We start from the raw sequence: 23,481 nt of genomic DNA on the forward strand, positions 1-23,481 counted from the left end.
AGAAAGCAAACCGGTAATTGCCGTTAAATGAAATGAGTGCATGACAACAATTTGTTATGAATTAGGATGGTAACACGATAGCTCGTTCCTTTGAAAGGAATGGGTTATCGTTTTTTTTAGTTTAAATAAAAGATAGAGGGGAACGCATAATGACATTACAAGCGCAATTAGAAGCTCTTAGAGACAATACGCTCAAAGAAATCGCACAAGTTGCTACTTTAAAAGAATTAAACCAAATTCGCGTAGAAACATTAGGGAAAAAAGGGCCAATCACCGAAGTATTAAGAGGCATGAAAAACCTTTCACCAGAAGAACGACCAGTGGTGGGGGGCTTTGCAAATGAAATTCGTGATTTATTAACAGAAGCAATTGAAGCGCGCAAAGTTGTTTTAGAGAACGAAGCGTTAAATGCGGCACTAAAAGAAGAAAGTTTAGATGTAACTTTACCTGGAAAACAAATGCCTCAAGGCACACGTCATATTTTGACACAAGTTATGGAAGAGATTGAAGATATTTTCTTAGGCATGGGTTATCAAGTAGTGGAAGGATACGAAGTAGAATCGGATCACTATAATTTCGAACGCATGAATCTACCAAAAGATCATCCAGCACGCGACATGCAAGATACGTTTTATATTTCAGATGAGATGTTAATTCGTACGCATACTTCACCAGTTCAAGCTCGAACAATGGAAAAACACGATTTTTCAAAAGGTGCATTACGAATGATTTCTCCTGGGAAAGTATTCCGTCGTGATACAGATGATGCGACACATAGTCACCAATTCCATCAGATTGAAGGCCTTGTTGTCGATAAAAATGTCACAATGGGTGATTTAAAAGGGACGTTAGAAGTCATGATGAAAAAAATGTTTGGTGAAGATCGTAAAATTCGTTTACGTCCTAGCTATTTCCCTTTTACAGAACCTTCAGTCGAAGTAGATGTTAGCTGTTTTAAATGTGGCGGCGCAGGTTGTAACGTCTGCAAACATACAGGTTGGATTGAAATTTTAGGTGCGGGGATGGTTCATCCAGATGTATTACAAATGTCAGGGATTGATCCAACAGAGTACTCAGGCTTTGCCTTTGGCTTAGGACCAGATCGCGTTGCTATGTTACGTTATGGTGTAAATGATATCCGTAATTTTTATCAAAATGATTTACGTTTCTTAAATCAATTCAAGGTAAAGGAGTAGTTGAAAAATGTTAGTTTCTTATAAATGGTTAAATGAATATGTTAATCTTTCAAACGTTACTCCGCAAGAATTAGCGGACAAAATGTCTGTGACAGGTATCGAAGTTGAGGGCGTTGCTGTACCTGAAGAAGGATTAAAGAAAATTGTTGTCGGTGAAGTAAAAGAATGTGTTCCTCATCCAAACTCTGACCACTTATCAATTTGCCAAGTAGATATCGGTGAAGAAGAATTGTCACAAATTGTTTGTGGAGCACCAAATGTGAAAGCCGGAATTAAAGTCATCGTAGCATTACCTGGTTCAAGAATTGCAGGAAATCAAAAAATTAAAAAAGGTAAAATGCGTGGCGAAGTCTCTAACGGAATGATTTGTTCGTTAGAAGAGCTAGGATATTCAGACAATGTCGTACCAAAAGCCTATGCTGAAGGGATTTATTATTTACCTCAAGAAGCAGTGAATGGGACACCTGTTTTCCCTTATTTAGACATGGATGATGCGATTATTGAATTATCAATTACACCAAACCGTGCAGATGCACTAAGTATGAGAGGGGTAGCCTATGAAGTTGGCGCAATTTATCGTCAAACGCCTCAGTTTAATGATCCCGAACTCAAAGAAGATGCTTCAGATAACGTGGGAAATTACGTAACAGTGACTGTTGAAGATTCACAAGATGCGCCAGCGTATCAAATTCGTGTCATTAAAGATGTGACGATTGCAGAAAGTCCTCAGTGGTTGCAAAATCGATTGATGAATGAAGGAATCCGTCCGATTAACAATGTGGTGGACGTGACAAATTATATTTTATTATTATTTGGTCAACCATTGCATGCATTTGATTATCAAAAATTAGATAGCAAAGAAATCTTGGTTCGTCGAGCAACAGCAGCAGAAAAACTAATTACATTAGATGGTGAAACACGTCAATTAACAGAAGAAAATATCGTCATTACGAATGGAAAAACGCCTGTCGGCTTAGCCGGTGTAATGGGTGGGGCTAATTCTGAAATCAGTCAAGAAACAACAACTGTGGCTTTAGAAGCGGCATTGTTCAATCCATTGTCTATTCGCAAAACGTCTAAACAATTCAATTTACGGAGTGAATCTTCAAGTAGATTTGAAAAAGGCATCAACCAAGCGACAGTTGGGCTAGCTTGTGATGTGGCAGCCGCGATGATTGCAGAGTTAGCCGACGGAACAGTAGTCTCAGGCACTGCAATTGGTTCTGAAGTGGCCGTTAAAGAAGCGCAGGTAGCTGTGACTTTAGAACGAATCAACCAATATTTAGGCACTGCATTAGATGAAGCAACGGTGAATGAAATTTTTGAAGCACTCGGTTTTGCTTATGAAGTAAATCAAGGCGCATATGAAATTACGATTCCACCAAGACGTTGGGATATTGCGATTGAAGCAGATATTATTGAAGAAGTGGCGCGCATTTATGGATATGATCATTTACCTTCAACATTGCCAAGTGGAGAAACAGTTGCTGGAAGTCTAACCAAAGCACAACATGTTACGCGCCAATTAAAGAGCTTACTGGAAGGTCATGGTACGAGTGAAGCCATCAGCTATGCGTTGACAACAGAAGAAAAATCCCGTCAATTTATGATGAAAGAAAGTCAAACAACACGGTTGCAATGGCCAATGAGTGAAGAGCGTTCTGTGTTACGTATGAACTTAATTTCTGGTTTATTAGATGATGTCGCATACAATGTGGCACGTAAAAATAATAATATCGCCTTCTACGAAGTAGGACGCGTTTTCTACCAAACAGAAGATCCAACAAAAAATTTACCTACAGAAGAAAATCACTTAGCACTTGCTTTAACTGGTAATACAATGGTTAAAGATTGGCAAACAAAAGCAACAGCCGTTGATTTTTATACAGTAAAAGGCTTAGTGGAAAGTATTGTAGCTGTTTTAGGATTAACAGAAAAAATCAGTTATCAAGCGACAACGGCGATTCCAGAAATGCATCCAGGCCGGACAGCATGGATTTATTTAGAAGATGAAGTGGTTGGTTTTGTCGGACAAGTTCACCCAACGACAGCGAAAGCGTACGATATTCCTGAAACATATGTTGCTGAATTAAACTTGCAACAATTAGTAGCCACAGAAGCAGGCGGGGTTACTTATGAAGCAGTTTCTAAATTCCCAGCAGTTTCTCGAGATATTGCTTTATTAGTCGATGAAACAGTTACCAATCAAGAACTAGTTAAAACTATTTCAGATAACGCAGGTAAATATTTAAAAGAGATTCATTTATTTGATGTATATCAAGGTGAAAAACTAGGCGCTGGCAAAAAATCAATGGCGTATAGTTTAACTTTCGTTAATGCAGAAGCGACATTAGTGGATGAAGAAATTAACCGTTCAATGGAAAAAGTTGAAAAAGCGCTAATTGAAAAACATCAAGTAGAAGTAAGATAAAATAAAAACAGGAAAGTGGGGCATAAGTCGAAATGACTTATGCCCCACTTTCTAAATCTTAAGATAATCAGCTGAACAAAAGCAGCTCCTTCGGAAATAAGCCGAAATTCTCCAAAAATTAAAGAACAATTTTCGGAAATTCCTTCTTATTTCTTGGAGCTAAACACTTTTGTCTCAGCCTCCTGTTTTTAACTACATTAATAACTTTTCGCCCAATTTCGTGAAAGCCAACGTGAAAATTGTGAGATACTAAAGTTAATAATGAAATAAATTAGGGCGACGATTCCGTAAATAGTGAATACTTGTCCTGTTTGTGCGTAGCGCCCCATTAAGATATAAGATTTGCCAAAGAGTTCTTGCAAAGCAATCACGGAATACAAGAAACTTGTATCCTTGATGACAGTAACAAACTGAGAAACGATCGCTGGTAAAACATTGCGAATGGCTTGAGGCAAAACAATATGATAAAGAATTTGCCAATTTGAAAACCCTTGAGAACGCGCCGCTTCAATTTGTCCTTTATCAACACCATTTAAACCACCACGAATAATTTCCGCTAAAGCAGCGGTAGTAAACACAGTAAAACTCACAATTCCAGCAGGTGTGGATTTGATTTTGAAAATCAAAAAAATAACATAAATCCACAATAAGTTTGGAATATTACGCACTACTTCTACATAAATACTGGCAAGTAACTTCAGTGGTCCATGGGTTTGATTTCGCAAAACGGCTAGAATGGTGCCAAAAATCGTACTCAAAATAATTGAGACGAAGGAAATATAGAGCGTCAATTTTAAGCCGTTAAATAGAAATTGAAAATTATTTGCTGTCAGTAATTGACGCATTTCTTCTGAAAAAGGCATCTGTTTTCCTCCTATCTGCTATATGCTTTCTTATTTTTTTCTTCCATTTTTCTAGCCAAATTCGCTAATGGGAAGCAAAGAATGAAATATAAGAAACCAGCAAGCGCAAAGGCGGGAATATAGTTCAAGTTGACAGACGACCAACTATTGGCAGCAAACATTACGTCAGCGCCAGAAATAATGGCAACTGTTGACGTATTTTTAATTAGATTCACTACTTGATTGGTTAAAGGCGGTAACATAATCCGCCATGCTTGTGGTAAAATCACATACCGCATCGTTTGACCATACGTTAATCCTTGGGAGTAAGCCGCTTCAAATTGCCCTCTTGGGACAGCTCCGATTCCTGAGCGAACCACTTCAGAAATGTAGGCGCCATGATAGAGGCCTACACACAGAATGGCAATCGTAGTAATAGAAAATGAAAGCAGCGGGCTTAGCAGAGGAAAGCCATAATAGACTACGATAAATTGAATCAACAAAGGTGTGTTTTGAAAAAATTCTACATAGACACGACTAATTGCGTGTAAAAGTTTACTTTTGGTCGCTGATAAACTGCCAAAGAAAATGCCTAAAGCAAAGGCAACTAAGATCGCTCCTAAAGAAAGCAGAATAGTATAGAGAAATGCCTGACCAAAAATTCGCCAATCTTGAAATAAAGCTTCCCAACGATATAAGGCAAATGGCCCTTCTTCAAGCCAGGAAATATTGGCTAACAAAAACATAAAAATCCCTCCTAAAATTTTTGATTCTTCAAGTCTTAGGAATGATTAATTTTTTAAGCCCCAGTCTTGATAAATTTTTTCTAGTGTGCCGTCTTTTTCCCATTTTTCAATTAAACCATTTAGATAATCATTTAATTCAGTATTTGCTTTCTTTGTGGTAATTCCATATTCTTGTGGCGAAAAACCATCTTTTAAAATTTCTGTCTTGCCATCCACATAGCCAGATAGGATTGATTTATCCACTGAAAATGCATCAATTCGTTTAGAAGTTAACGCTGTTTTTAATTCTGGATAGGAACCTAATTCTTGATAAGTAAATTTGATTCCTTCCTCTTGCGCTTTTTTCTCTAAGTTTTCTTTTGTCGTAGCAGATTGTGCAACGCCGATTGTTTTTCCGTCTAAATCTTTCATGCTGGAGAAGTTATCCTCTTTGCGCACAAGGAAACCAATCTCATCTGTATAATAAGGAGTTGTAAAATTATAAGTCTTTTTACGTTCATCAGTAATTGTAAATGTAGCAATTACCATATCTAGTTCACCATTGTCTAAAAGGGGACCGCGCGTTTTCGCTGTCACGCCTACAAATTCCACATTCTCTTCGCTGCCGGTAATTTCTTTCGCAATCAAGCGTGCAATATCTGGTTCCATTCCTTCATTTTTGTTTGTATCAGGATTCATATAGCCAAAATTAGGAATGTCTTCTTTGACACCTACTTTAATTTTCCCTGCTTTTTTTAATTGTTCTACTGTGACCGTTTTGTTTGATGAAGCACTTTTGGAAGTTGAGTCATTGTTGCCGCTACCACAGCCCACAATGATGCCTGCTAATACAAGTAGGGAGAGTCCAGCCAGCCATTTATTTTGTTTTTTCATTCCTTCATTCCTCCAATTTTTTGTTTTTTATTCATTACCCGTTATGAATAATTTTACTTAGAAATTCTTTTGCACGAGGGTTTTCAGTGCTTGTAAAGAAATGTTCAGGCGTTCCTTGTTCAATAATCTGTCCTTGGTCCATGAAGATTACACGGTCAGCCACTTGGCGAGCAAAGCCCATCTCATGTGTGACACAAACCATGGTAATATTTTGTTTGGAAAGATCGACCATTACATCTAAAACTTCTTGAATCATTTCTGGATCAAGTGCCGAAGTCGGTTCATCAAAAAGGATAATCTCAGGATGCATATTTAAGGCACGAGCAATAGCGACCCGTTGTTGCTGCCCGCCAGAAAGCTGCGAAGGATAAGCAGAAGCTTTATCAGCCAAACCGACTCGTTCTAAATACTCCATGCCAGTACGAACCGCTTCGTCTTTGGAAACGCCCATCACTTTAATCGGTGCTAACGTTAAATTATCAATAATCGTTTTATGAGCATATAAGTTAAAACTTTGAAAGACCATGGCAACTTTCTGGCGAACCTTTTGAATCGGTGCTTTCGGTTTGGTGATGTCAATGTTATCAATTACGACGGAACCATCATTGACTTTTTCCAATTGGTTCATGCACCGAATTAATGTACTTTTGCCAGAGCCAGAGGGTCCGATAATGACAATTTTTTCTCCTTGTTCTACATTTAAAGTAATATCTTTTAAAACGTGATGCTCCCCAAAATACTTATTTACATGTTCTAAAGAAATCATAGGCAGTCTCCTTTGCAATCATTTGGTAGAAAAGATAACAGAGGATTCGGTGAGAAACATGTTATTTAAATTAAATTAACCAAATGTATTTCTAATTGTATTCTCAATGTTAGGAATTATAACATACAAAAAAATGAATTACTAGTTTTTTAATCGAAAAAGATTTCCTTCAAAAAAAGAAATAAATGAGAGCAAAACAGGAAAAATTGACAATAGTCCTTAAAAAGTAGAAAATAAAGGCAGTGAATAAAAGGCAAAGGTAGGATGAGAATGAGCAATCAAGAAGCCATTGGATTAATTGATTCTGGCGTTGGTGGATTAACTGTTTTAAAGGAAGCGCTAAAACAATTACCAAATGAACGATTAATTTATTTAGGAGATACAGCCCGTTGCCCATATGGTCCACGACCAGCCGAACAAGTCGTTCAGTTTACTTGGGAAATGGCCGATTTTTTATTGAAAAAACGAATAAAAATGCTAGTAATCGCATGTAATACCGCGACGGCTGTCGCATTAGAAGAAATTAAAGCTGCCTTGCCAATTCCAGTTGTCGGTGTTATTTTACCTGGCGCACGAGCAGCCGTTAAAGTCACAAAAAATAACAAGATTGGTGTCATAGGTACGTTAGGGACAATCAAAAGTGCTTCCTATGAAATCGCCATTAAAAGTAAGGCACCAACAATTGAGGTGACTAGTTTAGCTTGCCCTAAATTTGTCCCCATTGTTGAAAGTAATCAATATCGTTCTTCCGTAGCAAAAAAAATTGTGGCAGAAACACTTCAAGCACTACAATTAAAAGGACTTGATACGTTGATTTTAGGTTGTACCCATTACCCGTTGTTACGTCCGGTGATTCAAAATGTGATGGGGAGTCATGTGACATTAATTGACTCAGGAGCCGAAACAGTTGGCGAAGTCAGCATGCTTCTCGATTATTTTGACATTGCCCACACGCCTGAAGCGCCTACACAGCCCCATGAATTTTATACAACTGGTTCTGCAAAAATGTTTGAAGAGATTGCAAGCAGTTGGCTTGGTATAGAGAACTTAAAAGCACAACAGATTCACTTAGGAGGAAACGAAAATGATTAGACATGATAGTCGTGCACCAAAAGAATTGCGAAAGATCACTATTGAAACCAATGTTTTTAAACATCCAGAAGGTTCGGTGGTTATTTCGTTTGGCGATACAAAAGTAATTTGCTCAGCCACTGTCGAAGAAAAGGTTCCCCCATTTTTACGAGGCGGGGGAACAGGTTGGGTAGCAGCTGAATATAGCATGCTCCCTCGCGCGACGAACACAAGAAATATTCGGGAAAGTGCGAAAGGAAAATTAACAGGGCGAACAATGGAGATTCAACGTTTGATTGGGCGGTCATTGCGAGCTGTTGTTGACTTAGAAAAGTTAGGGGAACGGAGCATTGTTGTCGATTGTGATGTGATTCAAGCAGATGGGGGAACCCGTACAGCTAGTATTACAGGCGCTTTTGTTGCTCTACGCTTAGCAGTCAATCATTTATTGATGACTGGTGCGCTAGCGGAAGACCCAATTAAAGAGCATTTAGCTGCTGTCAGCGTGGGTATTTTACCCGATGGTTATTGTGTGCTGGACTTAGATTACGCAGAGGACTCGAATGCTGCAGTGGATATGAACATCGTGATGACCGAGTCTGGTGAATTTGTGGAAATTCAAGGAACGGGTGAAGAAGCTACCTTCTCAGGAGATGAGTTAAATGCCATGCTCTTTTATGGAAAAACAGGGATTGAGGAATTAATTGCGTATCAGAAAGAAGCGCTTTATGCTTTAGCCTCTGAAGAAGTCCCTTCGCAAGATTCAGAAGAGAAAGTGATTGTCATTGCAACTAGAAATCCTGGTAAAGCGAAAGAGTTTAGTTCAATTTTTGGTGAAAAAGGATATACAGTTAAGACGTTATTAGATTATCCGAATTTGCCAGATGTAGAAGAAACTGGTCGAACATTTGAAGAAAATGCTCGTCTAAAAGCTGAAACAATTGCAGAAATTTTACAGAAACCAGTACTAGCAGATGATTCAGGATTAATTGTTGATGCCTTAGGAGGAATGCCAGGGATTTATTCTGCTCGTTTTGCTGGTGAGCCAACTAACGATGCTTCAAATAATGCGAAACTACTACATGAGTTAACGGGCGTGCCAAAAGAAAAAAGACAAGCGCGTTTCCATTGTACATTGGTTTTTGCTGAACCAAAGAAAGAGAGTCTGGTGGTCGAAGCTGAATGGCCAGGAGAAGTCGGTACGATTCCTCGTGGTGAAGGAGGCTTTGGGTACGATTCACTTTTCTATGTTCCAGAGCTTGGTAAGACGGCAGCTGAATTGTCTGGAGAAGAGAAAAATAAAGTCAGTCATCGTGGACAAGCAGTGGCAAAATTAAAAGAACAATGGGAAGAATGGCTAAAAAAATAGGAGTTGAAACGTATGAAAATCTTGGTAGTAAGCGATAATCATGGCGACCGTGACTGTTTAGTTGACTTAGTGAATCATTATGAAGGACAAGTCGATGCACTCTTTCACTGTGGTGATTCTGAATTAGAACCGACAGATGAACTTTGGCAGAAATTAATTGTAGTCCAAGGAAATTGTGATTTTTATGATGAATTTCCCAAAACTGTGACTAAAAAAGTGGGAGATCAAGTTATTTATATGACACATGGTCATTTGGCCAATGTTAGAATGGGGCTCACGACACTTGCTTTACAAGCGGAAGAAGCAGGAGCGACAATTGCCTTATTTGGTCACACTCATGTACTCGGCGCAGAGCGACACAATAACATTCTCTTTGTTAATCCGGGAAGTATTCGTTTACCTCGTGGACCAGTTCAAGAGAAAACATATGCCATAATTGAAAGTACACCTGAACAATATCTCGTTCAGTATTATAACAAAGAGCACCAACTGTTGGAACGATTAAAGGCAACGTTTACGAAGTAAGTGAATGTTAAGAAATAAGTGCTACTTTTTTATTTATCAGATTTTGAGCGTAGGACAAAAATCCAAAAGAGATTTTTGTCCTACGCTCTTTTTTTAGTCGACTTGGATAACCTTTAAGCCGGTCTTACGAAGTTCTGTAATTAAAGTTGATGAGCAATGTTTGTCTGTAATCAAACAATCAAAAGCGGTAATATCAGCAATTTTAAATTTAGACGTCAAGCCGATTTTTCGATGGTCTGCGACCAGAATTTTTACTTTTGTTGTTTGTTTTATCATAAGCTCATTAATTTTTGCTTCATTGAAAATTTTTGTAGTGACGCCATGTTCTAAACTGACCCCGCTACAGCCAATTACGCAAACATCGGCATGCGTTGCGGTGATTGTGTTAATGGCAATATCTCCTACCAGAACTTCTTTGGGAAAACGTAATTCGCCTCCGGTCAAAATATAATTGTATTGAGAAACATGAGGCTTGGTGGCAATTTTTAAATTATTCGTTACGATGGTCAGATGATCGGCCTTTAAATAATGGAGAATATTCAAAGCAGTGGAACTTGAATTAATGAAAACGGTATCATAATCGCTTAGATAGCTACAAGCAACACGAGCAATGGCTTGTTTTAATAACTCCGGTCCTGATTGATCAAAGTCTTTCTGATTTTGGTCGTTGTAAATACAATACCCATATTTTCGAATGATGTCATTCTTAGTTTCTAAGACATTTAAATCACGACGAATTGTGCTTAAGGAAACATTTAAAGCATCTGCTAATTTATAGGTAGTCATTTGTTTGTTTTTTTGCAGCAGCGCGAGAATGTTTTGTTGCCTTTTTTCAATGGTTTCTAATGAACTTTTCAAGTAATACAACCTCCTTTAGTTATTTTTTTGGACACGGTCCCCCATGAAATAGTATAACTCATAGGAAAACAAAACACGTAAAAGAATCATTAAAAGTGCAAACAATCATATAAAAGGGTTTTCATTGTGATTTTTTGCGGCTATGATTTTCTTATAAAGCATAACACAATCATTTGAGAAGAGGAGTGGTAGCATGAGCAAATCGATTCATGAAATTACAAAAGAAAGTTGGTTGAAGGCGACATTTCCAGAATGGGGCACTTATTTAAACGAAGAAATTAATCAGACAACTGTGCTTCAAGGAACGGTTGCACTCTGGTGGCTTGGTTGTACAGGCATTTGGCTGAAAACGCATGAGAACACGAATATTTTATGTGATTTATGGTGTGGAACAGGAAAACAAACGCACGGGAACGGCTTAATGAAAAATGGCCATCAAATGATGCGCATGAGTGGTTGCCAAAAAATGCAACCTAATTTAAGAACACAACCTTTTGTGATTGATCCTTTTGAAATAAAAGAGGTAGATGCTTTAGTTGTCACACATATTCATTCAGACCATTTGGATATTCACACAGCTGCTGCTGTTCATCAAAATTGTCCTAAGGCTCTATTTATTGGTCCAAAAGAAGTAGTGAAAACATGGCAGCGTTGGGGTGTTCCGGCAGAAAAAACACGGGTTATAGAGCCTGGTCAAGAAATAAAAGTGAATGATGTGAATGTAGTGGCCTTGGAAGCTTTTGATCGAACCGCGCTAATTACTTCTGATGATCCTGAAAATACATTTAAAGGTAAAATGCCTCAGGACATGAATGAACTAGCTGTCAATTATCTATTTGAAACCTCAGGTGGTACGGTATATCACGCCGGAGACTCTCATTATTCTAACTTGTTTGCGAAACATGGTAATCAATATGCAATTGATGTTTGCTTAGGAGCATATGGCGAAAATCCTCGCGGTATCACGGATAAAATTACTTCTGTTGATATGTTGAGAATGGCAGAATCTTTAAATGCGAAAGTAGTCATTCCTGTTCATTATGATATTTGGTCTAATTTTATGGCGGATCCAAAAGAAATCATGGAAATTTGGAAATTTAAAAAAGATCGTTTACATTATCAATTTAAACCATATATTTGGCAAGTGGGTGGCAAATTTGTTTATCCAGATGACAAAGACAACTTAGAATTTAACTTTGATCGTGGCTTTAATGATGTTTTTGTTAAAGAAAATGATACACCATTTCCTTCATTCTTGTAAGAAAGGCTGGATGTACAATGTTAACTTATTTTTGGGAGCAAGAGCTTATTCATTACTCTGATAAAGAACCGGTTAGTTGGCAAGAGGCGATTCAGGAAAGTTGTTTGATTTTACTCCAAAAACACATTATCGATCAGAGTTACGTCGATGAGATTATCCAGTGTGTCGAAACGTTTGGACCTTATATCATCATTGCTCCTGAAGTAGCTATGCCACATTCATCAGAGGAAAGCGCAGGCGTTTTTGGAACGGCCATTTCTTTTACAAAATTTAAGCAATCTGTCACTTTTACTGGCGATCAAGAAGCAAAAACAGCAACATTATTTTTTACATTGGCAGCCCAAAATCCCGCCGAACATCTGGAAAATATTCAGCAATTGATGGATTTATTGATGACGGATGGCGTGATTGCTGACTTGTTAGAAACAAACACGCTAATGGATTTTAAAGAAGTTATGGAGAAATATCAATTATAGGGGGAAAAATCAATGGGGGAGTTCTTGTTAAATAGTTGGACTTATTTTGCTACGAACGTTTTAACACAGCCAGCATATTTGATTGGTTTCATCGTGTTATTAGGTTATCTCTTGTTACGGAGGCCCTTTTATGAATGTTTAGCAGGTTTTCTGAAAGCGACAGTTGGTTATTTTATTTTGAGTGTTGGTTCTGGTGGTTTGGTTAATAATTTTCGCCCTATTCTAGTAGGCTTGAAAGAGCGATTTAATTTACAGGCAATGGTTACCGATCCATATTTCGGGCAAAATGCAGTCGATGCAGGCTTGATGAAAACCTTTGGACGAACCTTTGGTGATGTGATGATTTTGTTATTGATCGCATTTATTATGAATATTTTGTTGGTTCGTTTTCAAAAATATACAAAATTGAGAGCCGTTTTTACAACAGGGAATGTTCAGATTCAACAAGCAGCTACCGCTTTCTGGATTTTACTCTTTTGTTTTCCTAACTTAGGTAGAATCGAAGTACTAATTTTTATGGGCTTAATTCTTGGGTGTTATTGGGCAGTTGCTTCAAATTTAACGGTAGGGATTACGCAGGAATTAACAGAAGGTGCTGGTTTTGCGGTAGCCCATCAACAAATGTTTGGCATATTTATTTTTGCAAAATTAGCAGAATGGTTGAAAAAACGTGATCAAAAGAAACATCGTTCAGAGAAGGTCGATAAAAAATTGGAAGATATTGAATTACCAGGATTTCTATCCATTTTTAATGAAAATATGGTTGCTACGTCCATTTTGATGCTCTTTTTCTTTGGCATTATCTTGCTTGTTTTGGGACAAGATTATTTAATTCAAGCTAAATTTATGCAAGAAGGGCAGAGTTTCTTCTTTTATATCATGACCACTTCATTAAATTTTGCTGTCTATTTAGCTATCTTACAATTAGGCGTTAGAACCTTTGTCGACGAGTTGACGCAGTCATTCCAAGGGATTTCAAATACCATTTTACCAGGCGCTGTTCCTGGGATTGATGTAGCAGCGACTTTCGGGTTTGGCTCGCCCAACGCAGTAACAATTGGGTTTCTCTTTGGCGCATTAGGCCAGTTTTTAATGATTGGCTTACTGATTCTATTAAAGTCTCCGACAATCGTTATTGCAGGTTTTATCCCATTGTTTTTTGATAACGCTGTCATAGCTGTTTATGCAAATAATCGTGGCGGAGTAAAAGCTGCTTGTTTATTCCCCTTCCTTTCAGGTTTAATCCAAGTAGGTGGCTCAGCTTTATTTGCTACATGGATTGGATTATCTCAATATGGCGGTTATTTGGGCATGTTCGATTGGGCAACTGCTTGGCCATTATTTACAATTATTATGAAAGTTCTAGGCTATGTTGGTGTAGCAGTGGTGGTGATTGGGTTACTAATAATTCCGCAACTTCAGTATCGGAAAAATCCAGAAGGTTACTTTATGATTGTCAATGATTATGAACAATATGCTAAAAAATTTCAAGAGAATTAAAGGAGGAATTTGAAATGAGAATACTTGTTTCCTGTGCCAATGGTTCTGGCACGAGTCTAATGATGATGCGGAGTGTTGAAAAAGCAATGAAAGAACTAGGCGTACCGATTACAAAAATTCATCATTGCGCCATTTCAGAAGGAAAAAGCTCTGCTAGCCAATACGACGTTGTTTTTACTCCAGTCAATTTTTTACAAATGTTTCAGCAAGCAGAAAAACGCGGAGTCACAGTGATTGGCATTAAAAATGTAATGTCTGCAAAAGAAATTCAAGAAAAATATATGGCTTCAGATCGTTATCAAAAATCTGAATAAAAGGATGGGAAAGATGAAAAGACCAAACTTACAAATCGCTTTAGATCATAATAGCTTAGAAGACGCTTTAGCAGATTGTATGAAAGTCGGAGAAATTGTCGATATTATCGAAGTTGGCACTATTTTGTGTTTACAAGAAGGCCAAAAAGCAATTCGTTGTTTAAAACGCATGTTTCCTAATAAGACAATTGTTGCTGATACAAAATGTGCTGATGCGGGCGGTACAGTTGCTCGTAATGTCGCACAAGCAGGCGCTGATTTCATGACGGTCATTTGTTGCGCCACCTTGCCAACGATGGCTGCAGCTCAAAAAGAAGTCCGAGAATTACAAGTAGAACTATATGGAAATTGGACAATGCAACAAGCTCGACAATGGCGAGAATTAGGGATTAATCAGGTGATTTATCATCAAAGTAGAGATGCTCTTTTAGCTGGCGGCAGTTGGGGAGAGAAAGATTTGAATAAAGTTCAAGAACTAATTGACTTAGGCTTTGAAGTGTCCGTCACAGGTGGTTTAACTGTCGAAACGCTTGAATTGTTTCAAACAATGGCAGTTGCAACATTTATTGCGGGCCGTGGGATTACTGAATCAAAAAATCCTGAACAAGCAGCCAAAGATTTTCAAAAAAAAATCGATCAGATTTGGAAGTGATAAAATGGCACGAATTGGACTGTATGAAAAAGCACTCCCGCAAAATTTAACTTGGGCAGAACGATTAACATGGGCCAAAAAGTTAGGGTTTGATTTTTTAGAAATGTCAATTGATGAATCCGATGAACGATTAGCACGATTGGCTTGGACACCAAGCCAGTTACAAGAACTTTCTCAATTAATGGTGAAAGAAGATTTTTTTATCCATTCTTTGTGTTTAAGTGGTCATCGGCGGTTCCCTTTAGGCTCTTTAAATAAAGAAACACGTGAAAAAGGACGGAAAATTTTATCTCAAGCGATTCATTTGGCCCATCAATTAAACATACGGGTAATTCAAATAGCTGGCTATGACGTCTTTTACGAAGAAAAAACTGCCGAAACGAGGGAATTTTTTCTTCAAGGTCTGAAAAAGGGCGTTGAGGAAGCTGCACAATACGGTGTCATTCTGGCTGTTGAGATTATGGATGACCCTTTTATGAATAGCATACAAAAATTTCTAGAAATTAAGGAACAAATTCCGTCTCCTTTTTTGCATGTCTATCCTGATTTAGGTAATTTGTCTGCTTGGCCGGAAAATAATCCGGCGGTTGAGCTTGAAAAGGGAATTGCTGAAATCGCTGCTATTCACTTAAAAGATACCTTCGCTGTAACAGACACATTTGAAGGGAAGTTTCGGGAAGTTACTTTTGGAGAAGGCTGTGTTGATTTTACAGGCTTATTGAAAACACTCAAGCGGTTAAACTATAGTGGTCCTTTTTTAATTGAAATGTGGAATGAAACGGATTTGAATTTTCAAGAAAAAATTCAAGCCGCGCAGCAGTATCTCTATCCCAAATTAGCAGAGGTGGGTTATTATGAACAATAAAGCGATCATCCAAGCAATGAAACAACGTGTTTATGAAGCGAATCTGGCTTTGCCAAAACTGGGCTTAGTCAAATTAACGTGGGGCAATGTTAGTGAAATCAATCGGTCATTAGGGATTATCGTAATTAAACCAAGCGGCGTCAAGTATCAAGAAATGTCCAAGGAACAGATGGTAGTGACTGATTTAAACGGACAACTATTGGAAACCAATGCATTAAAGCCGTCTTCTGATTTACCCACGCATCTTTATCTTTATCAAAAAATGCCAGAAATTGGAGCGATTGCGCACACGCACTCCCTGAATAGTGTTACGTGGGCTCAAGCAGGGCGAGCCTTACCTCCTTACGGTACCACCCATGCGGATGCTTTTTATGGCGCTGTACCTTGCACAAGAGCGCTCTCTGAAAGTGAAATTAAAGAAAACTATGAAGAAGAGACTGGCAAAGTCATTGTTGAAACATTTCATGAACAAGAACTAGATCCTTTAGCAGTTCCAGGAGTGCTAGTTTATGGACATGGCCCATTTACTTGGGGAATGACTCCGGAAAAAGCAGTTGAAAACAGCTTGATTTTAGATGAAATCTGTTCAATGGCACGTTTGACGGAAACAATTAACCCAGCTGTTGAACCAATTGATCATTTTTTATTGGATAAACACTATCTTAGAAAACATGGGATTTCCGCTTATTATGGTCAGTGATGGCTGTGATGAAACGTGTGAAAAAGAAGGATAATTGACTGATTAATTGGTCTTTTATAAAAACTTAGTTGTCTGTTATGGGACAACTAAGTTTTTATTTTTTTAAGAAAGCGTTCTCTTTTTTGGGGGAGAATAGAACAAAACGTTAATTTTCGTTTGTTAAGTTATGAAGAATTTGCGAATTCCAAGACTTTTTCCGCAGAATTAGGTACAATAAGTTACGTGTTAAAGAATTAGAAATGGAGGCAACCCAATCATGATAGGGACTGCTGTAAAAGAATTATTATTAGAAAAACAAGAAACATTTTTAGTACCCGCTGAAAATGTCGCCAATGTAATGTGTTTAAATCCGTTAAGTCACGCGGCATTAGTCTTATCGCAAGTTCGCTATTCCAAGATTCCTGTGTTAGATAAGGGAGATCGCTTTGTTGGCTTAATCGGCTTGACAGACGTTGTAGATAAAATGTTTGATTTGACTTCAGTGGATTTTGAAAAATTGAATGAATTTACTGTGGCCGATGTAATGGAAGTCAATGTTCCTGTAATTGGTGAATCGTGGGATTTAGAAGAAGTGTTACATTTATTAGTAGATGCTTCTTTTTTACCAGTGGTTGATGATAATCAACGCTTTAAAGGTATCATTACACGCAAAGAAATTTTAAAAGCGGTCAATCATATGGCGCATGAATTAGAAAAACATCATCTTGTTCTGCCTAAATCAGAAGAAGAAATGAAAGTAATTTAAATAAAACGCAAGAAACTCTTTACTTTTTTCTCATAAATGCGTTATTCTGTATGATAACACGAAGTAAAGGAGTGCTGTGATTGGACGCATATGAGATTATTCAGTATATTGGCGATGCCAAAAAGCAAACGCCTGTTAAAGTAACACTGAAAGGGCAATTAAAAGAAGTCACGTTTCCGGAAACAATTAAGGTCTTTAATAATTGTAAAACTGGGACATTGTTTGGCGATTGGGCTGACGTAAAACCTTTTTTAGAAGCAAACAAAGAAAAAATTGAGGATTATGTTGTAGAAAACGATGCACGTAACTCAGCAATTCCTTTTCTTGATCTGAAAGACATTAATGCTCGGATTGAACCAGGTGCTTTGATTCGCGAAAAAGTTGAAATTGGCGATCAAGCGGTGATTATGATGGGGGCTATTCTAAATATTGGCGCCGTCGTTGGTGCAGGGACTATGATTGATATGGGCGCTGTTTTAGGCGGTCGTGCAACTGTAGGGAAGCATTGTCATATTGGCGCAGGAACGGTTTTAGCTGGTGTCATTGAACCACCAAGTGCCGCACCTGTGGTTATTGAAAACGAGGTTGTCATTGGAGCGAATGCGGTCGTACTAGAAGGGGTTCGTGTTGGTGAAGGTGCCGTTGTGGCTGCTGGGGCAGTAGTTGTGGAAGACGTTCCAGCGCATACCGTTGTCGCAGGCGTGCCAGCAAAAGTAATTAAACAAATTGATGATAAAACCAAGAGTAAAACAGAGATTTTAGAAGAATTACGTAAACTCTAAAAATAAATTAGTCAGTCGCGATGAAGAAACTTCTTCATGGCGGCTTTCGATTACCCAAAAAATGAAGGAGTGGCTTTTGTGGAGCAAGAAGAATTAATTGCTATTAGACGGCAACTACATCAAATACCTGAAATCGGTTTAGAAGAAAAGGAAACACAAGCCTTTTTACTTAATGAAATTGATAAAATGAAGCAACCTTATCTGCAAGTTCGAACATGGCAAACGGGGATTTTAGTATTCATAGAAGGCAAAAATCCTCAGAAAACCATCGGCTGGCGTGCTGATATTGATGGTTTGCCTATTCAAGAGGAAGTGGTTTCTGCTTTTCAATCAAAACGACCAGGGTTTATGCATGCCTGTGGGCACGATTTTCACATGACAATCGGCTTAGGGGTTTTGAAAGAATTAAGTCAACAGCAACCAGACAATAACTTTTTATTTTTGTTTCAACCTGCTGAAGAAAATGAAGCAGGGGGGATGTTGATGTATGAAGATCACGCGTTTGGTGAGTGGTTACCTGATGAATTTTATGCGCTTCATGTTAATCCTGATTTGCCAGTCGGAACTATTAGTACCAGAGTAGGGACATTGTTTGCTGCCACTTGTGAAGTGAACATTACCTTAAAAGGAAAAGGTGGACATGCGGCTTTTCCGCATCAAGCAAATGATATGGTCTTGGCGGCCACCAATTTAATTCAGCAAGCGCAAACGATCGTTAGTCGAAATGTTGATCCTGTGGTCGGGGCAGTCGTTACCTTTGGGACTTTTCATGCAGGGACTGCCTGTAATGTGATTGCCGAAGAAGCAACTTTATCTGGTACAATTCGCACATTGACAGCAGAAACTAATGAACAAACGCAGCGAAGAATTCGCGAAATTAGTGAAGGTATTGCGCAATCTTTTCAATGTGAAGTAACTGTTCATCTTGATCAGAAAGGGTATTTACCTGTAGTGAATGAGCCAGCATGTACCACGAATTTGATTGAATACATGAGCAAACAAGCAACAGTTCAATTTCAACAAGCATCGGTTGCAATGACAGGTGAAGATTTTGGCTATCTATTGTCTAAAGTCCCAGGCACGATGTTTTGGTTAGGCGTGGCAAGTCCCTACAGCCTTCATTCTGCTAAGTTTGAACCGAACGAAGAGGCGTTATTGTTTGGAGTGGAGGCAGTTAGTGGCTTTTTAAAATCATTGGACAATTAGAAAAACAGCCACCAGATAACTAATAAATATCTGGAGGCTGTTTTTTATTTTGCAATAATGGGCGTATTGGGAATCGTAAAGCCGGCCTCTGTTAATGCTTTGATATATTGGGCTAGAAATTCTTCTTTGACCGCAAATTGTTTGCCGTTTAGTACATACATGGTCGTTCGCACCGCAAAGTTGCCATTGCCTAAATCGACCATACCAAAAATATCTGGCCCAGTTTGAATACTTTCGATATACTTTTCTTTTAATGTTTCATTGACTTCTGTAATCACTTCACAAATTTTTTCATAACCTTCTTCAGGATTGATGCGGACATCAATTAACACTTGCATATTGGCACGAGACAGGTTACTGATTGTGGTGATGTTTCGGTTTGGAATAAAATGAACAGTTCCATCAACTGCTTTAATTTGAGTGGTTCGTAATCCGACAGAAGTAACAGTTCCTTCAATATTTAACGCCAATAAGCGAATATAATCGCCTACATCCATTTGTTGTTCTAAAATAATGAAAAATCCGGTAATTAAGTCATTCATGAATCCTTGAGCCCCTAAACCAATGGCAACACCGGCAATTCCCGCTCCGGCTAATAATGAGCCAACAGGCACACCGACAATGGTCAAAAGAGAATAGATGAAGAAAAAGAACAGCGTATATTGAAATGCATTAATGATTAAAGTGTGTAACGTTTTTAAACGGCTTTCACTAAAATGTTGCTTTTTACTATAATTTGCATAGGTGCGATCAATTAAATATTTCCCGATTCGCTGAATAATAAAAAATAGAAAAATTAAAAATAAAATTGATAAACTTTTTTCAATTAAGGTAGCGACAATGGCATCCCAATTAATATTGTTCCAAAAGCGTTGTAGCGCGCTCACTTTTTTTACGGTCGCTTCTGCTAAATCAGGAGCAGAAGAATCGACTGTTTCAGTACTGGCTAAACCAAGTATCAACATAAAAATCCAACTTTCTCTAAAATTTCTTCTTTTAGTATACTAAATCTCTCGGCGAAAGGGGAAGAAAATAGAAAGTTTTTTTAAAGACTTAACATGTTTTTTTAGGAATGTTATAATTTTGTAAATAAATAATATATTTTATAATTTTGTTAAAGGTTGTGAGTGCTGCGTGAAAGTTTCAATTGAATGGGCAAAAAATGATTTACTTTCTAAATTACCTGTAACAATTTTTATTGATGAACGATGTGCCACTCGCTTGACGGCTGACAAGCGACGAACATTCATCTTCCATAATCCAGTCGCTTTACGATTAGGGAGTCGTTTTTTTAGTAGTCAGATAATCGAAATTGCGGAATCATGTACATTGAAAGTTTCCTTTAATTGGTCCTGTGTTTATCTCTTTTGTATCTGGTTACTTGCAGTTAAACTGTGGATTGGAAGCGTTAGCGGTCGAACAATTGTAGTTGTGGCACTAATCGGAGTGCTGACTTATTGGCGTCGTTATTTATTAAAAATAAAGAAAATGACCTGACAAGTCGTGATTGTTTCGTGAAAGAAGAATGCGTAGTATACTAAAAGTAATGAAAATGAAGGGACTGAAGAAACACATGACTTTGGATAAAACAAAAAAATTAGCAAACGGCAATGAAATGCCACGCCTAGGTTTAGGTGTTTGGCGTGTAGAAGATGGCTCAGAAGCAACAAATTCAGTAAAATGGGCTTTAGAAGCGGGTTATCGCTTGATTGATACGGCAGCCGTTTATAAAAACGAAGCAGGGGTGGGCGAAGGCATTCGTCAATCGGGTATTCCCCGCGAAGAAATTTTCGTGACGACGAAATTATGGAATGAAGATCAAGGCTATGAAAATGCGATTAAAGCGTTTGATAAAAGCTTAGAAAAATTAGGGTTAGACTATGTTGATTTATATTTAATTCACTGGCCTGTTGCTGGTAAATATAAAGAATCATGGAAAGCATTAGAAGAAATTTACGCAAGTGGTCGTGCCAAAGCAATTGGCGTTTCCAATTTTCATCAACATCATTTGGAAGATTTATTAACAGAAGCAAATGTTGTGCCAATGGTGGATCAAATTGAATTACATCCTACGTTAACACAAGAACCGCTACGAAAATATTTAGCCGAAAATAAGATTGCCGTGGAGGCTTGGTCTCCTCTAGGACAAGGTAATTTATTATCTGAACCAGTACTAGTGAAAATTGGTGAAAAATATGGTAAATCAGCGGCCCAAGTGATTATTCGTTGGCACTTACAAAATGATATTATCGTGATTCCTAAATCTGTTCACGAAAAAAGAATTCAGGAAAATTTTGCTGTCTTTGATTTTGAATTAACACCAGAAGAAATAACCGCAATTAATCAGTTAAATAAGGATCATCGTTTTGGTGCAGATCCAGATAATTTTGATTTTTAAGTATGATAGCAAGCAAAAACGGAGGGGCGAAAGACGTCCCTCCGTTTTTACTATAATTTTTGAACAAAGTAGTTAAAGAGTGCTTGGGATTTGGCATCACGTGCGTACATTAGTTCAGGATGCCATTGAACAGCTAATAAAGGCTGCTGTTCATTTGTTGATTCCACTGCTTCTGCAAGGCCATCAGAGGACCAAGCAGTAACGCGTAAATCTTTTCCTAAAGTATGTAGTGCTTGGTGATGGTACGAGTTGACTTGACCAGTTGTACCATATATGTTTGATAATTGACTGTCTGGTTCAACATCAATACGATGCGTCGCAAAGATTGGTTGAGTGGGTTGTTGTCCGTGCTTAACTGACCATTGAGGATACATCGATAAATCTTGATATAATGTGCCACCTAAAGCAACATTGACTAATTGCATTCCACGGCAAACCGCAAAAATAGGTTTGTTTTGTTTTAAGGCTTCTTCAATTAGGGCTAACTCAAACTCGTCACGATCACGATTCGTTTCTTCTAATTTTATATGGGGTTCTTGTCCGTAAAATTCAGGGGCAACATCTTGACCGCCTGCTAAAAGTAGTTTATCAATTTGTTGTATATACGTAGCGGCTAATTCTTTGGGGCCAATTGGCAAAACGAGAGGAACGCCACCTGCGGCTTGAACAGCGCTGACAAAACCATGTGGGGTGTACGTCACTTGGTTACCGTGAAACACTTCAGCTGCCTGCAAAAGTTGATTGCCAGCGATTCCAATAATTTTTTTTGTCATAATAACATCACATCCTCAATAAATTCATACGTTCTATTGTAGCACTTTTTTTGAAAAAAGTGTTTGAGAAGAAGTCGAGACAAGTTTTGTCTCGGACAGCTCTCAAACACAAAAAGCTCAGTAAGTGAACAAGTGAAACTTTTTAACGTTCACGAATGACTTCGATTTTATAACCATCTGGGTCGACAACAAAGTAATAAGATGGTGCAGTTCCAGGTAAGCCTTTTAAGTCAGTGACAGTAAAGCCAGCCGCTTGATGTTTTTCGTGTAATCCTTCTAAATCATCTGTACTGATGGCGATATGACCATAACCGTTTCCTAAATCGTATGCTTCATGATCATAATTATAAGTTAGTTCTAGTTCGTAGTCGTCTCCTGGTAAAGTTAAATAAACCAAAGTAAATTTATTTTCTGGAAAATCACGACGGCGACTTTCTTCAAAATTGAAGGCTTTTTGATAGAAATCTAATGATGCCTCTAAATCTTTTACACGCACACATGTATGAGCCATTTTCATAGTTAAAAACTCCCTTTCAAACTTAATTATATTTCCAACGTTAATAGTAGCATAGATAAACGTGAAATGTAGAGAAAAACGCTTGGTTTCTGACTTGTTCTAAAGGAATTTCTCAGGTAAAATAGATGAAAAGAGAAGAGGTGCGCCAATGAAAACGCCAACGTTTGGAAAAAGAGAAGAGACATTGACCTATCAAACAAGATATGCTGCATACATTATTGTTTCAAAGCCAGAAAATAACACAATGGTTCTGGTACAAGCGCCAAATGGAGCTTATTTTTTACCAGGAGGCGAAATTGAAGGCACCGAAACGAAAGAAGAAGCGATCCATCGAGAAGTGCTAGAAGAATTGGGAATTAGTGTAGAAATTGGCTGTTATTTAGGGGAAGCTGATGAATATTTTTATTCGAACCATCGCCAAACTGCCTATTATAATCCTGGATATTTTTATGTAGCGAATACTTGGCGGCAACTTAGCGAACCCTTAGAAAGGACCAATACTTTACACTGGGTTGCACCAGAAGAAGCAGTCCGTTTATTAAAAAGAGGAAGCCACCGCTGGGCCGTTGAAAAATGGCTAGCGGCAGCATCATAAAATAACGAATAACCCTCAAT

General features: G+C 38.1%; 26 protein-coding genes and 1 other annotated feature (1 of these 27 running past the window's edge). Of the genes, 18 read left to right on the plus strand and 8 right to left on the minus strand.

The annotated features are described in order from the left end of the window. Positions 1 to 93 (plus strand) — a binding site (T-box leader); it begins 126 nt to the left of the window's first position. 56 nt (positions 94 to 149) lie between these two features. Both pheS and pheT read left to right on the plus strand, forming a co-directional pair. Continuing rightward, a complete protein-coding gene (pheS, locus tag KQI94_RS05845; RefSeq protein ID WP_002358034.1) occupies positions 150 to 1,196 on the plus strand; it encodes a phenylalanine--tRNA ligase subunit alpha in 1,047 nt (348 codons plus the stop codon). A 7-nt stretch (positions 1,197 to 1,203) separates the two neighbouring features. Further along, entirely contained in the window at positions 1,204 to 3,627 is a 2,424-nt protein-coding gene (pheT, locus tag KQI94_RS05850) for a phenylalanine--tRNA ligase subunit beta (RefSeq protein WP_002369627.1), read from the plus strand. Between the two features lie 197 nt (positions 3,628 to 3,824). Here the strand turns inward: pheT and KQI94_RS05855 are convergent, their stop codons facing one another. The 4 genes from KQI94_RS05855 to KQI94_RS05870 are packed head-to-tail and all read right to left on the minus strand — an operon-like array spanning position 3,825 to position 6,854. Further along, on the minus strand, positions 3,825 to 4,490 hold the full coding sequence (locus tag KQI94_RS05855) for an amino acid ABC transporter permease (protein WP_002382114.1): 666 nt from the start codon (positions 4,488 to 4,490) through the stop codon (positions 3,825 to 3,827). Between the two features lie 11 nt (positions 4,491 to 4,501). Beyond that, positions 4,502 to 5,215 carry an amino acid ABC transporter permease gene (locus KQI94_RS05860; protein ID WP_002363695.1) on the minus strand — a complete coding sequence of 238 codons (714 nt, stop codon included), beginning with the start codon at positions 5,213 to 5,215 and terminating at the stop codon, positions 4,502 to 4,504. A gap of 45 nt (positions 5,216 to 5,260) precedes the next feature. After that, entirely contained in the window at positions 5,261 to 6,088 is an 828-nt protein-coding gene (locus KQI94_RS05865; RefSeq protein ID WP_002360586.1) for a transporter substrate-binding domain-containing protein, read from the minus strand. Positions 6,089 to 6,122: 34 nt separating this feature from the next. Continuing rightward, positions 6,123 to 6,854 (minus strand): amino acid ABC transporter ATP-binding protein, encoded by a 732-nt coding sequence (locus KQI94_RS05870; protein WP_002369624.1) that lies wholly within the window; start codon positions 6,852 to 6,854, stop codon positions 6,123 to 6,125. A 264-nt stretch (positions 6,855 to 7,118) separates the two neighbouring features. Here KQI94_RS05870 and racE point away from each other — a divergent pair, with 264 nt between their 5' ends. The 3 genes from racE to KQI94_RS05885 are packed head-to-tail and all read left to right on the plus strand — an operon-like array spanning position 7,119 to position 9,819. Continuing rightward, on the plus strand, positions 7,119 to 7,946 hold the full coding sequence (racE, locus tag KQI94_RS05875) for a glutamate racemase (protein WP_002369623.1): 828 nt from the start codon (positions 7,119 to 7,121) through the stop codon (positions 7,944 to 7,946). After that, positions 7,939 to 9,294, plus strand: coding sequence for a ribonuclease PH (gene rph / locus KQI94_RS05880; protein WP_002369622.1), 1,356 nt, complete (start codon positions 7,939 to 7,941; stop codon positions 9,292 to 9,294). Before racE ends, rph begins: the two co-directional genes overlap by 8 nt. A 12-nt stretch (positions 9,295 to 9,306) precedes the next feature. Then, a complete protein-coding gene (locus KQI94_RS05885; RefSeq protein WP_002369621.1) occupies positions 9,307 to 9,819 on the plus strand; it encodes a metallophosphoesterase in 513 nt (170 codons plus the stop codon). A gap of 93 nt (positions 9,820 to 9,912) precedes the next feature. Here the strand turns inward: KQI94_RS05885 and KQI94_RS05890 are convergent, their stop codons facing one another. Beyond that, the gene (locus KQI94_RS05890) at positions 9,913 to 10,677 is read right to left on the minus strand and encodes a DeoR/GlpR family DNA-binding transcription regulator (RefSeq protein WP_002382117.1); all 765 of its coding nucleotides are present in this window, start codon (positions 10,675 to 10,677) and stop codon (positions 9,913 to 9,915) included. A 193-nt stretch (positions 10,678 to 10,870) separates the two neighbouring features. Between KQI94_RS05890 and ulaG the strand changes: the two genes are divergently transcribed. The 10 genes from ulaG (at position 10,871) to KQI94_RS05940 (ending at position 19,178) form a co-directional block, all read left to right on the plus strand. Then, positions 10,871 to 11,938, plus strand: coding sequence for an L-ascorbate 6-phosphate lactonase (ulaG, locus tag KQI94_RS05895; RefSeq protein WP_002369620.1), 1,068 nt, complete (start codon positions 10,871 to 10,873; stop codon positions 11,936 to 11,938). A gap of 17 nt (positions 11,939 to 11,955) precedes the next feature. Next, positions 11,956 to 12,414 carry a PTS sugar transporter subunit IIA gene (locus KQI94_RS05900; RefSeq protein ID WP_002369619.1) on the plus strand — a complete coding sequence of 153 codons (459 nt, stop codon included), beginning with the start codon at positions 11,956 to 11,958 and terminating at the stop codon, positions 12,412 to 12,414. Positions 12,415 to 12,426: 12 nt separating this feature from the next. Then, positions 12,427 to 13,914, plus strand: a complete 1,488-nt coding sequence (locus KQI94_RS05905) for a PTS ascorbate transporter subunit IIC (RefSeq protein ID WP_002366460.1) — start codon at positions 12,427 to 12,429, stop codon at positions 13,912 to 13,914. A gap of 14 nt (positions 13,915 to 13,928) precedes the next feature. Continuing rightward, a complete protein-coding gene (locus KQI94_RS05910) occupies positions 13,929 to 14,228 on the plus strand; it encodes a PTS sugar transporter subunit IIB (protein WP_002358018.1) in 300 nt (99 codons plus the stop codon). Positions 14,229 to 14,241: 13 nt separating this feature from the next. Beyond that, a complete protein-coding gene (locus KQI94_RS05915; RefSeq protein ID WP_002381985.1) occupies positions 14,242 to 14,880 on the plus strand; it encodes a 3-keto-L-gulonate-6-phosphate decarboxylase UlaD in 639 nt (212 codons plus the stop codon). A 4-nt stretch (positions 14,881 to 14,884) separates the two neighbouring features. Continuing rightward, on the plus strand, positions 14,885 to 15,745 hold the full coding sequence (locus KQI94_RS05920) for an L-ribulose-5-phosphate 3-epimerase (RefSeq protein WP_002369617.1): 861 nt from the start codon (positions 14,885 to 14,887) through the stop codon (positions 15,743 to 15,745). Continuing rightward, the gene (locus KQI94_RS05925; protein WP_002369616.1) at positions 15,735 to 16,445 is read left to right on the plus strand and encodes an L-ribulose-5-phosphate 4-epimerase; all 711 of its coding nucleotides are present in this window, start codon (positions 15,735 to 15,737) and stop codon (positions 16,443 to 16,445) included. Before KQI94_RS05920 ends, KQI94_RS05925 begins: the two co-directional genes overlap by 11 nt. 256 nt (positions 16,446 to 16,701) lie before the next feature. Then, complete coding sequence (gene cbpB / locus KQI94_RS05930; protein WP_002358013.1) at positions 16,702 to 17,190, plus strand: cyclic-di-AMP-binding protein CbpB; 489 nt, start codon at positions 16,702 to 16,704, stop codon at positions 17,188 to 17,190. Positions 17,191 to 17,270: 80 nt separating this feature from the next. Continuing rightward, positions 17,271 to 17,972 carry a 2,3,4,5-tetrahydropyridine-2,6-dicarboxylate N-acetyltransferase gene (gene dapD, locus KQI94_RS05935; protein WP_002358012.1) on the plus strand — a complete coding sequence of 234 codons (702 nt, stop codon included), beginning with the start codon at positions 17,271 to 17,273 and terminating at the stop codon, positions 17,970 to 17,972. A 36-nt stretch (positions 17,973 to 18,008) separates the two neighbouring features. Next, positions 18,009 to 19,178 (plus strand): N-acetyldiaminopimelate deacetylase, encoded by a 1,170-nt coding sequence (locus KQI94_RS05940; protein ID WP_002390083.1) that lies wholly within the window; start codon positions 18,009 to 18,011, stop codon positions 19,176 to 19,178. Between the two features lie 44 nt (positions 19,179 to 19,222). Here KQI94_RS05940 and KQI94_RS05945 read toward each other — a convergent pair whose 3' ends face one another. Further along, a complete protein-coding gene (locus KQI94_RS05945) occupies positions 19,223 to 20,143 on the minus strand; it encodes a mechanosensitive ion channel family protein (RefSeq protein WP_002382128.1) in 921 nt (306 codons plus the stop codon). A gap of 169 nt (positions 20,144 to 20,312) precedes the next feature. Here KQI94_RS05945 and KQI94_RS05950 point away from each other — a divergent pair, with 169 nt between their 5' ends. Both KQI94_RS05950 and KQI94_RS05955 read left to right on the plus strand, forming a co-directional pair. Further along, positions 20,313 to 20,675, plus strand: a complete 363-nt coding sequence (locus tag KQI94_RS05950; RefSeq protein ID WP_002358008.1) for a hypothetical protein — start codon at positions 20,313 to 20,315, stop codon at positions 20,673 to 20,675. Between the two features lie 28 nt (positions 20,676 to 20,703). Beyond that, positions 20,704 to 21,576, plus strand: coding sequence for an aldo/keto reductase (locus KQI94_RS05955; protein ID WP_002382129.1), 873 nt, complete (start codon positions 20,704 to 20,706; stop codon positions 21,574 to 21,576). Positions 21,577 to 21,626: 50 nt separating this feature from the next. Here KQI94_RS05955 and KQI94_RS05960 read toward each other — a convergent pair whose 3' ends face one another. Both KQI94_RS05960 and KQI94_RS05965 read right to left on the minus strand, forming a co-directional pair. Further along, on the minus strand, positions 21,627 to 22,349 hold the full coding sequence (locus KQI94_RS05960) for a gamma-glutamyl-gamma-aminobutyrate hydrolase family protein (protein WP_002369613.1): 723 nt from the start codon (positions 22,347 to 22,349) through the stop codon (positions 21,627 to 21,629). A 142-nt stretch (positions 22,350 to 22,491) separates the two neighbouring features. Beyond that, positions 22,492 to 22,866 carry a VOC family protein gene (locus KQI94_RS05965; protein ID WP_002369612.1) on the minus strand — a complete coding sequence of 125 codons (375 nt, stop codon included), beginning with the start codon at positions 22,864 to 22,866 and terminating at the stop codon, positions 22,492 to 22,494. Between the two features lie 148 nt (positions 22,867 to 23,014). Here KQI94_RS05965 and KQI94_RS05970 point away from each other — a divergent pair, with 148 nt between their 5' ends. Continuing rightward, entirely contained in the window at positions 23,015 to 23,461 is a 447-nt protein-coding gene (locus KQI94_RS05970; protein WP_002358001.1) for an NUDIX hydrolase, read from the plus strand. Positions 23,462 to 23,481: the final 20 nt, after the last annotated feature.

The sequence above is a fragment of the Enterococcus sp. S183_ASV_20 genome, assembly GCF_018919685.1.
Taxonomy (GTDB): domain Bacteria; phylum Bacillota; class Bacilli; order Lactobacillales; family Enterococcaceae; genus Enterococcus; species Enterococcus faecalis.

Excerpts from the sequence above, each read along its gene's own strand:
- KQI94_RS05870 (WP_002369624.1), bottom strand. The coding sequence starts at position 6,854 with ATGATTTCTTTAGAACATGTAAATAAGTATTTTGGGGAGCATCACGTT.
- KQI94_RS05920 (WP_002369617.1), top strand. The coding sequence starts at position 14,885 with ATGGCACGAATTGGACTGTATGAAAAAGCACTCCCGCAAAATTTAACT.
- KQI94_RS05960 (WP_002369613.1), bottom strand. The coding sequence starts at position 22,349 with ATGACAAAAAAAATTATTGGAATCGCTGGCAATCAACTTTTGCAGGCA.
- KQI94_RS05970 (WP_002358001.1), top strand. The coding sequence starts at position 23,015 with ATGAAAACGCCAACGTTTGGAAAAAGAGAAGAGACATTGACCTATCAA.
- rph (WP_002369622.1), top strand. The coding sequence starts at position 7,939 with ATGATTAGACATGATAGTCGTGCACCAAAAGAATTGCGAAAGATCACT.
- KQI94_RS05860 (WP_002363695.1), bottom strand. The coding sequence starts at position 5,215 with ATGTTTTTGTTAGCCAATATTTCCTGGCTTGAAGAAGGGCCATTTGCC.
- KQI94_RS05945 (WP_002382128.1), bottom strand. The coding sequence starts at position 20,143 with ATGTTGATACTTGGTTTAGCCAGTACTGAAACAGTCGATTCTTCTGCT.
- KQI94_RS05955 (WP_002382129.1), top strand. The coding sequence starts at position 20,704 with ATGCGTAGTATACTAAAAGTAATGAAAATGAAGGGACTGAAGAAACAC.
- pheT (WP_002369627.1), top strand. The coding sequence starts at position 1,204 with ATGTTAGTTTCTTATAAATGGTTAAATGAATATGTTAATCTTTCAAAC.
- KQI94_RS05915 (WP_002381985.1), top strand. The coding sequence starts at position 14,242 with ATGAAAAGACCAAACTTACAAATCGCTTTAGATCATAATAGCTTAGAA.
- KQI94_RS05925 (WP_002369616.1), top strand. The coding sequence starts at position 15,735 with ATGAACAATAAAGCGATCATCCAAGCAATGAAACAACGTGTTTATGAA.
- KQI94_RS05865 (WP_002360586.1), bottom strand. The coding sequence starts at position 6,088 with ATGAAAAAACAAAATAAATGGCTGGCTGGACTCTCCCTACTTGTATTA.
- ulaG (WP_002369620.1), top strand. The coding sequence starts at position 10,871 with ATGAGCAAATCGATTCATGAAATTACAAAAGAAAGTTGGTTGAAGGCG.
- KQI94_RS05885 (WP_002369621.1), top strand. The coding sequence starts at position 9,307 with ATGAAAATCTTGGTAGTAAGCGATAATCATGGCGACCGTGACTGTTTA.
- KQI94_RS05910 (WP_002358018.1), top strand. The coding sequence starts at position 13,929 with ATGAGAATACTTGTTTCCTGTGCCAATGGTTCTGGCACGAGTCTAATG.
- KQI94_RS05965 (WP_002369612.1), bottom strand. The coding sequence starts at position 22,866 with ATGAAAATGGCTCATACATGTGTGCGTGTAAAAGATTTAGAGGCATCA.
- pheS (WP_002358034.1), top strand. The coding sequence starts at position 150 with ATGACATTACAAGCGCAATTAGAAGCTCTTAGAGACAATACGCTCAAA.
- cbpB (WP_002358013.1), top strand. The coding sequence starts at position 16,702 with ATGATAGGGACTGCTGTAAAAGAATTATTATTAGAAAAACAAGAAACA.
- KQI94_RS05855 (WP_002382114.1), bottom strand. The coding sequence starts at position 4,490 with ATGCCTTTTTCAGAAGAAATGCGTCAATTACTGACAGCAAATAATTTT.
- KQI94_RS05900 (WP_002369619.1), top strand. The coding sequence starts at position 11,956 with ATGTTAACTTATTTTTGGGAGCAAGAGCTTATTCATTACTCTGATAAA.
- racE (WP_002369623.1), top strand. The coding sequence starts at position 7,119 with ATGAGAATGAGCAATCAAGAAGCCATTGGATTAATTGATTCTGGCGTT.
- KQI94_RS05940 (WP_002390083.1), top strand. The coding sequence starts at position 18,009 with ATGGCGGCTTTCGATTACCCAAAAAATGAAGGAGTGGCTTTTGTGGAG.
- KQI94_RS05905 (WP_002366460.1), top strand. The coding sequence starts at position 12,427 with ATGGGGGAGTTCTTGTTAAATAGTTGGACTTATTTTGCTACGAACGTT.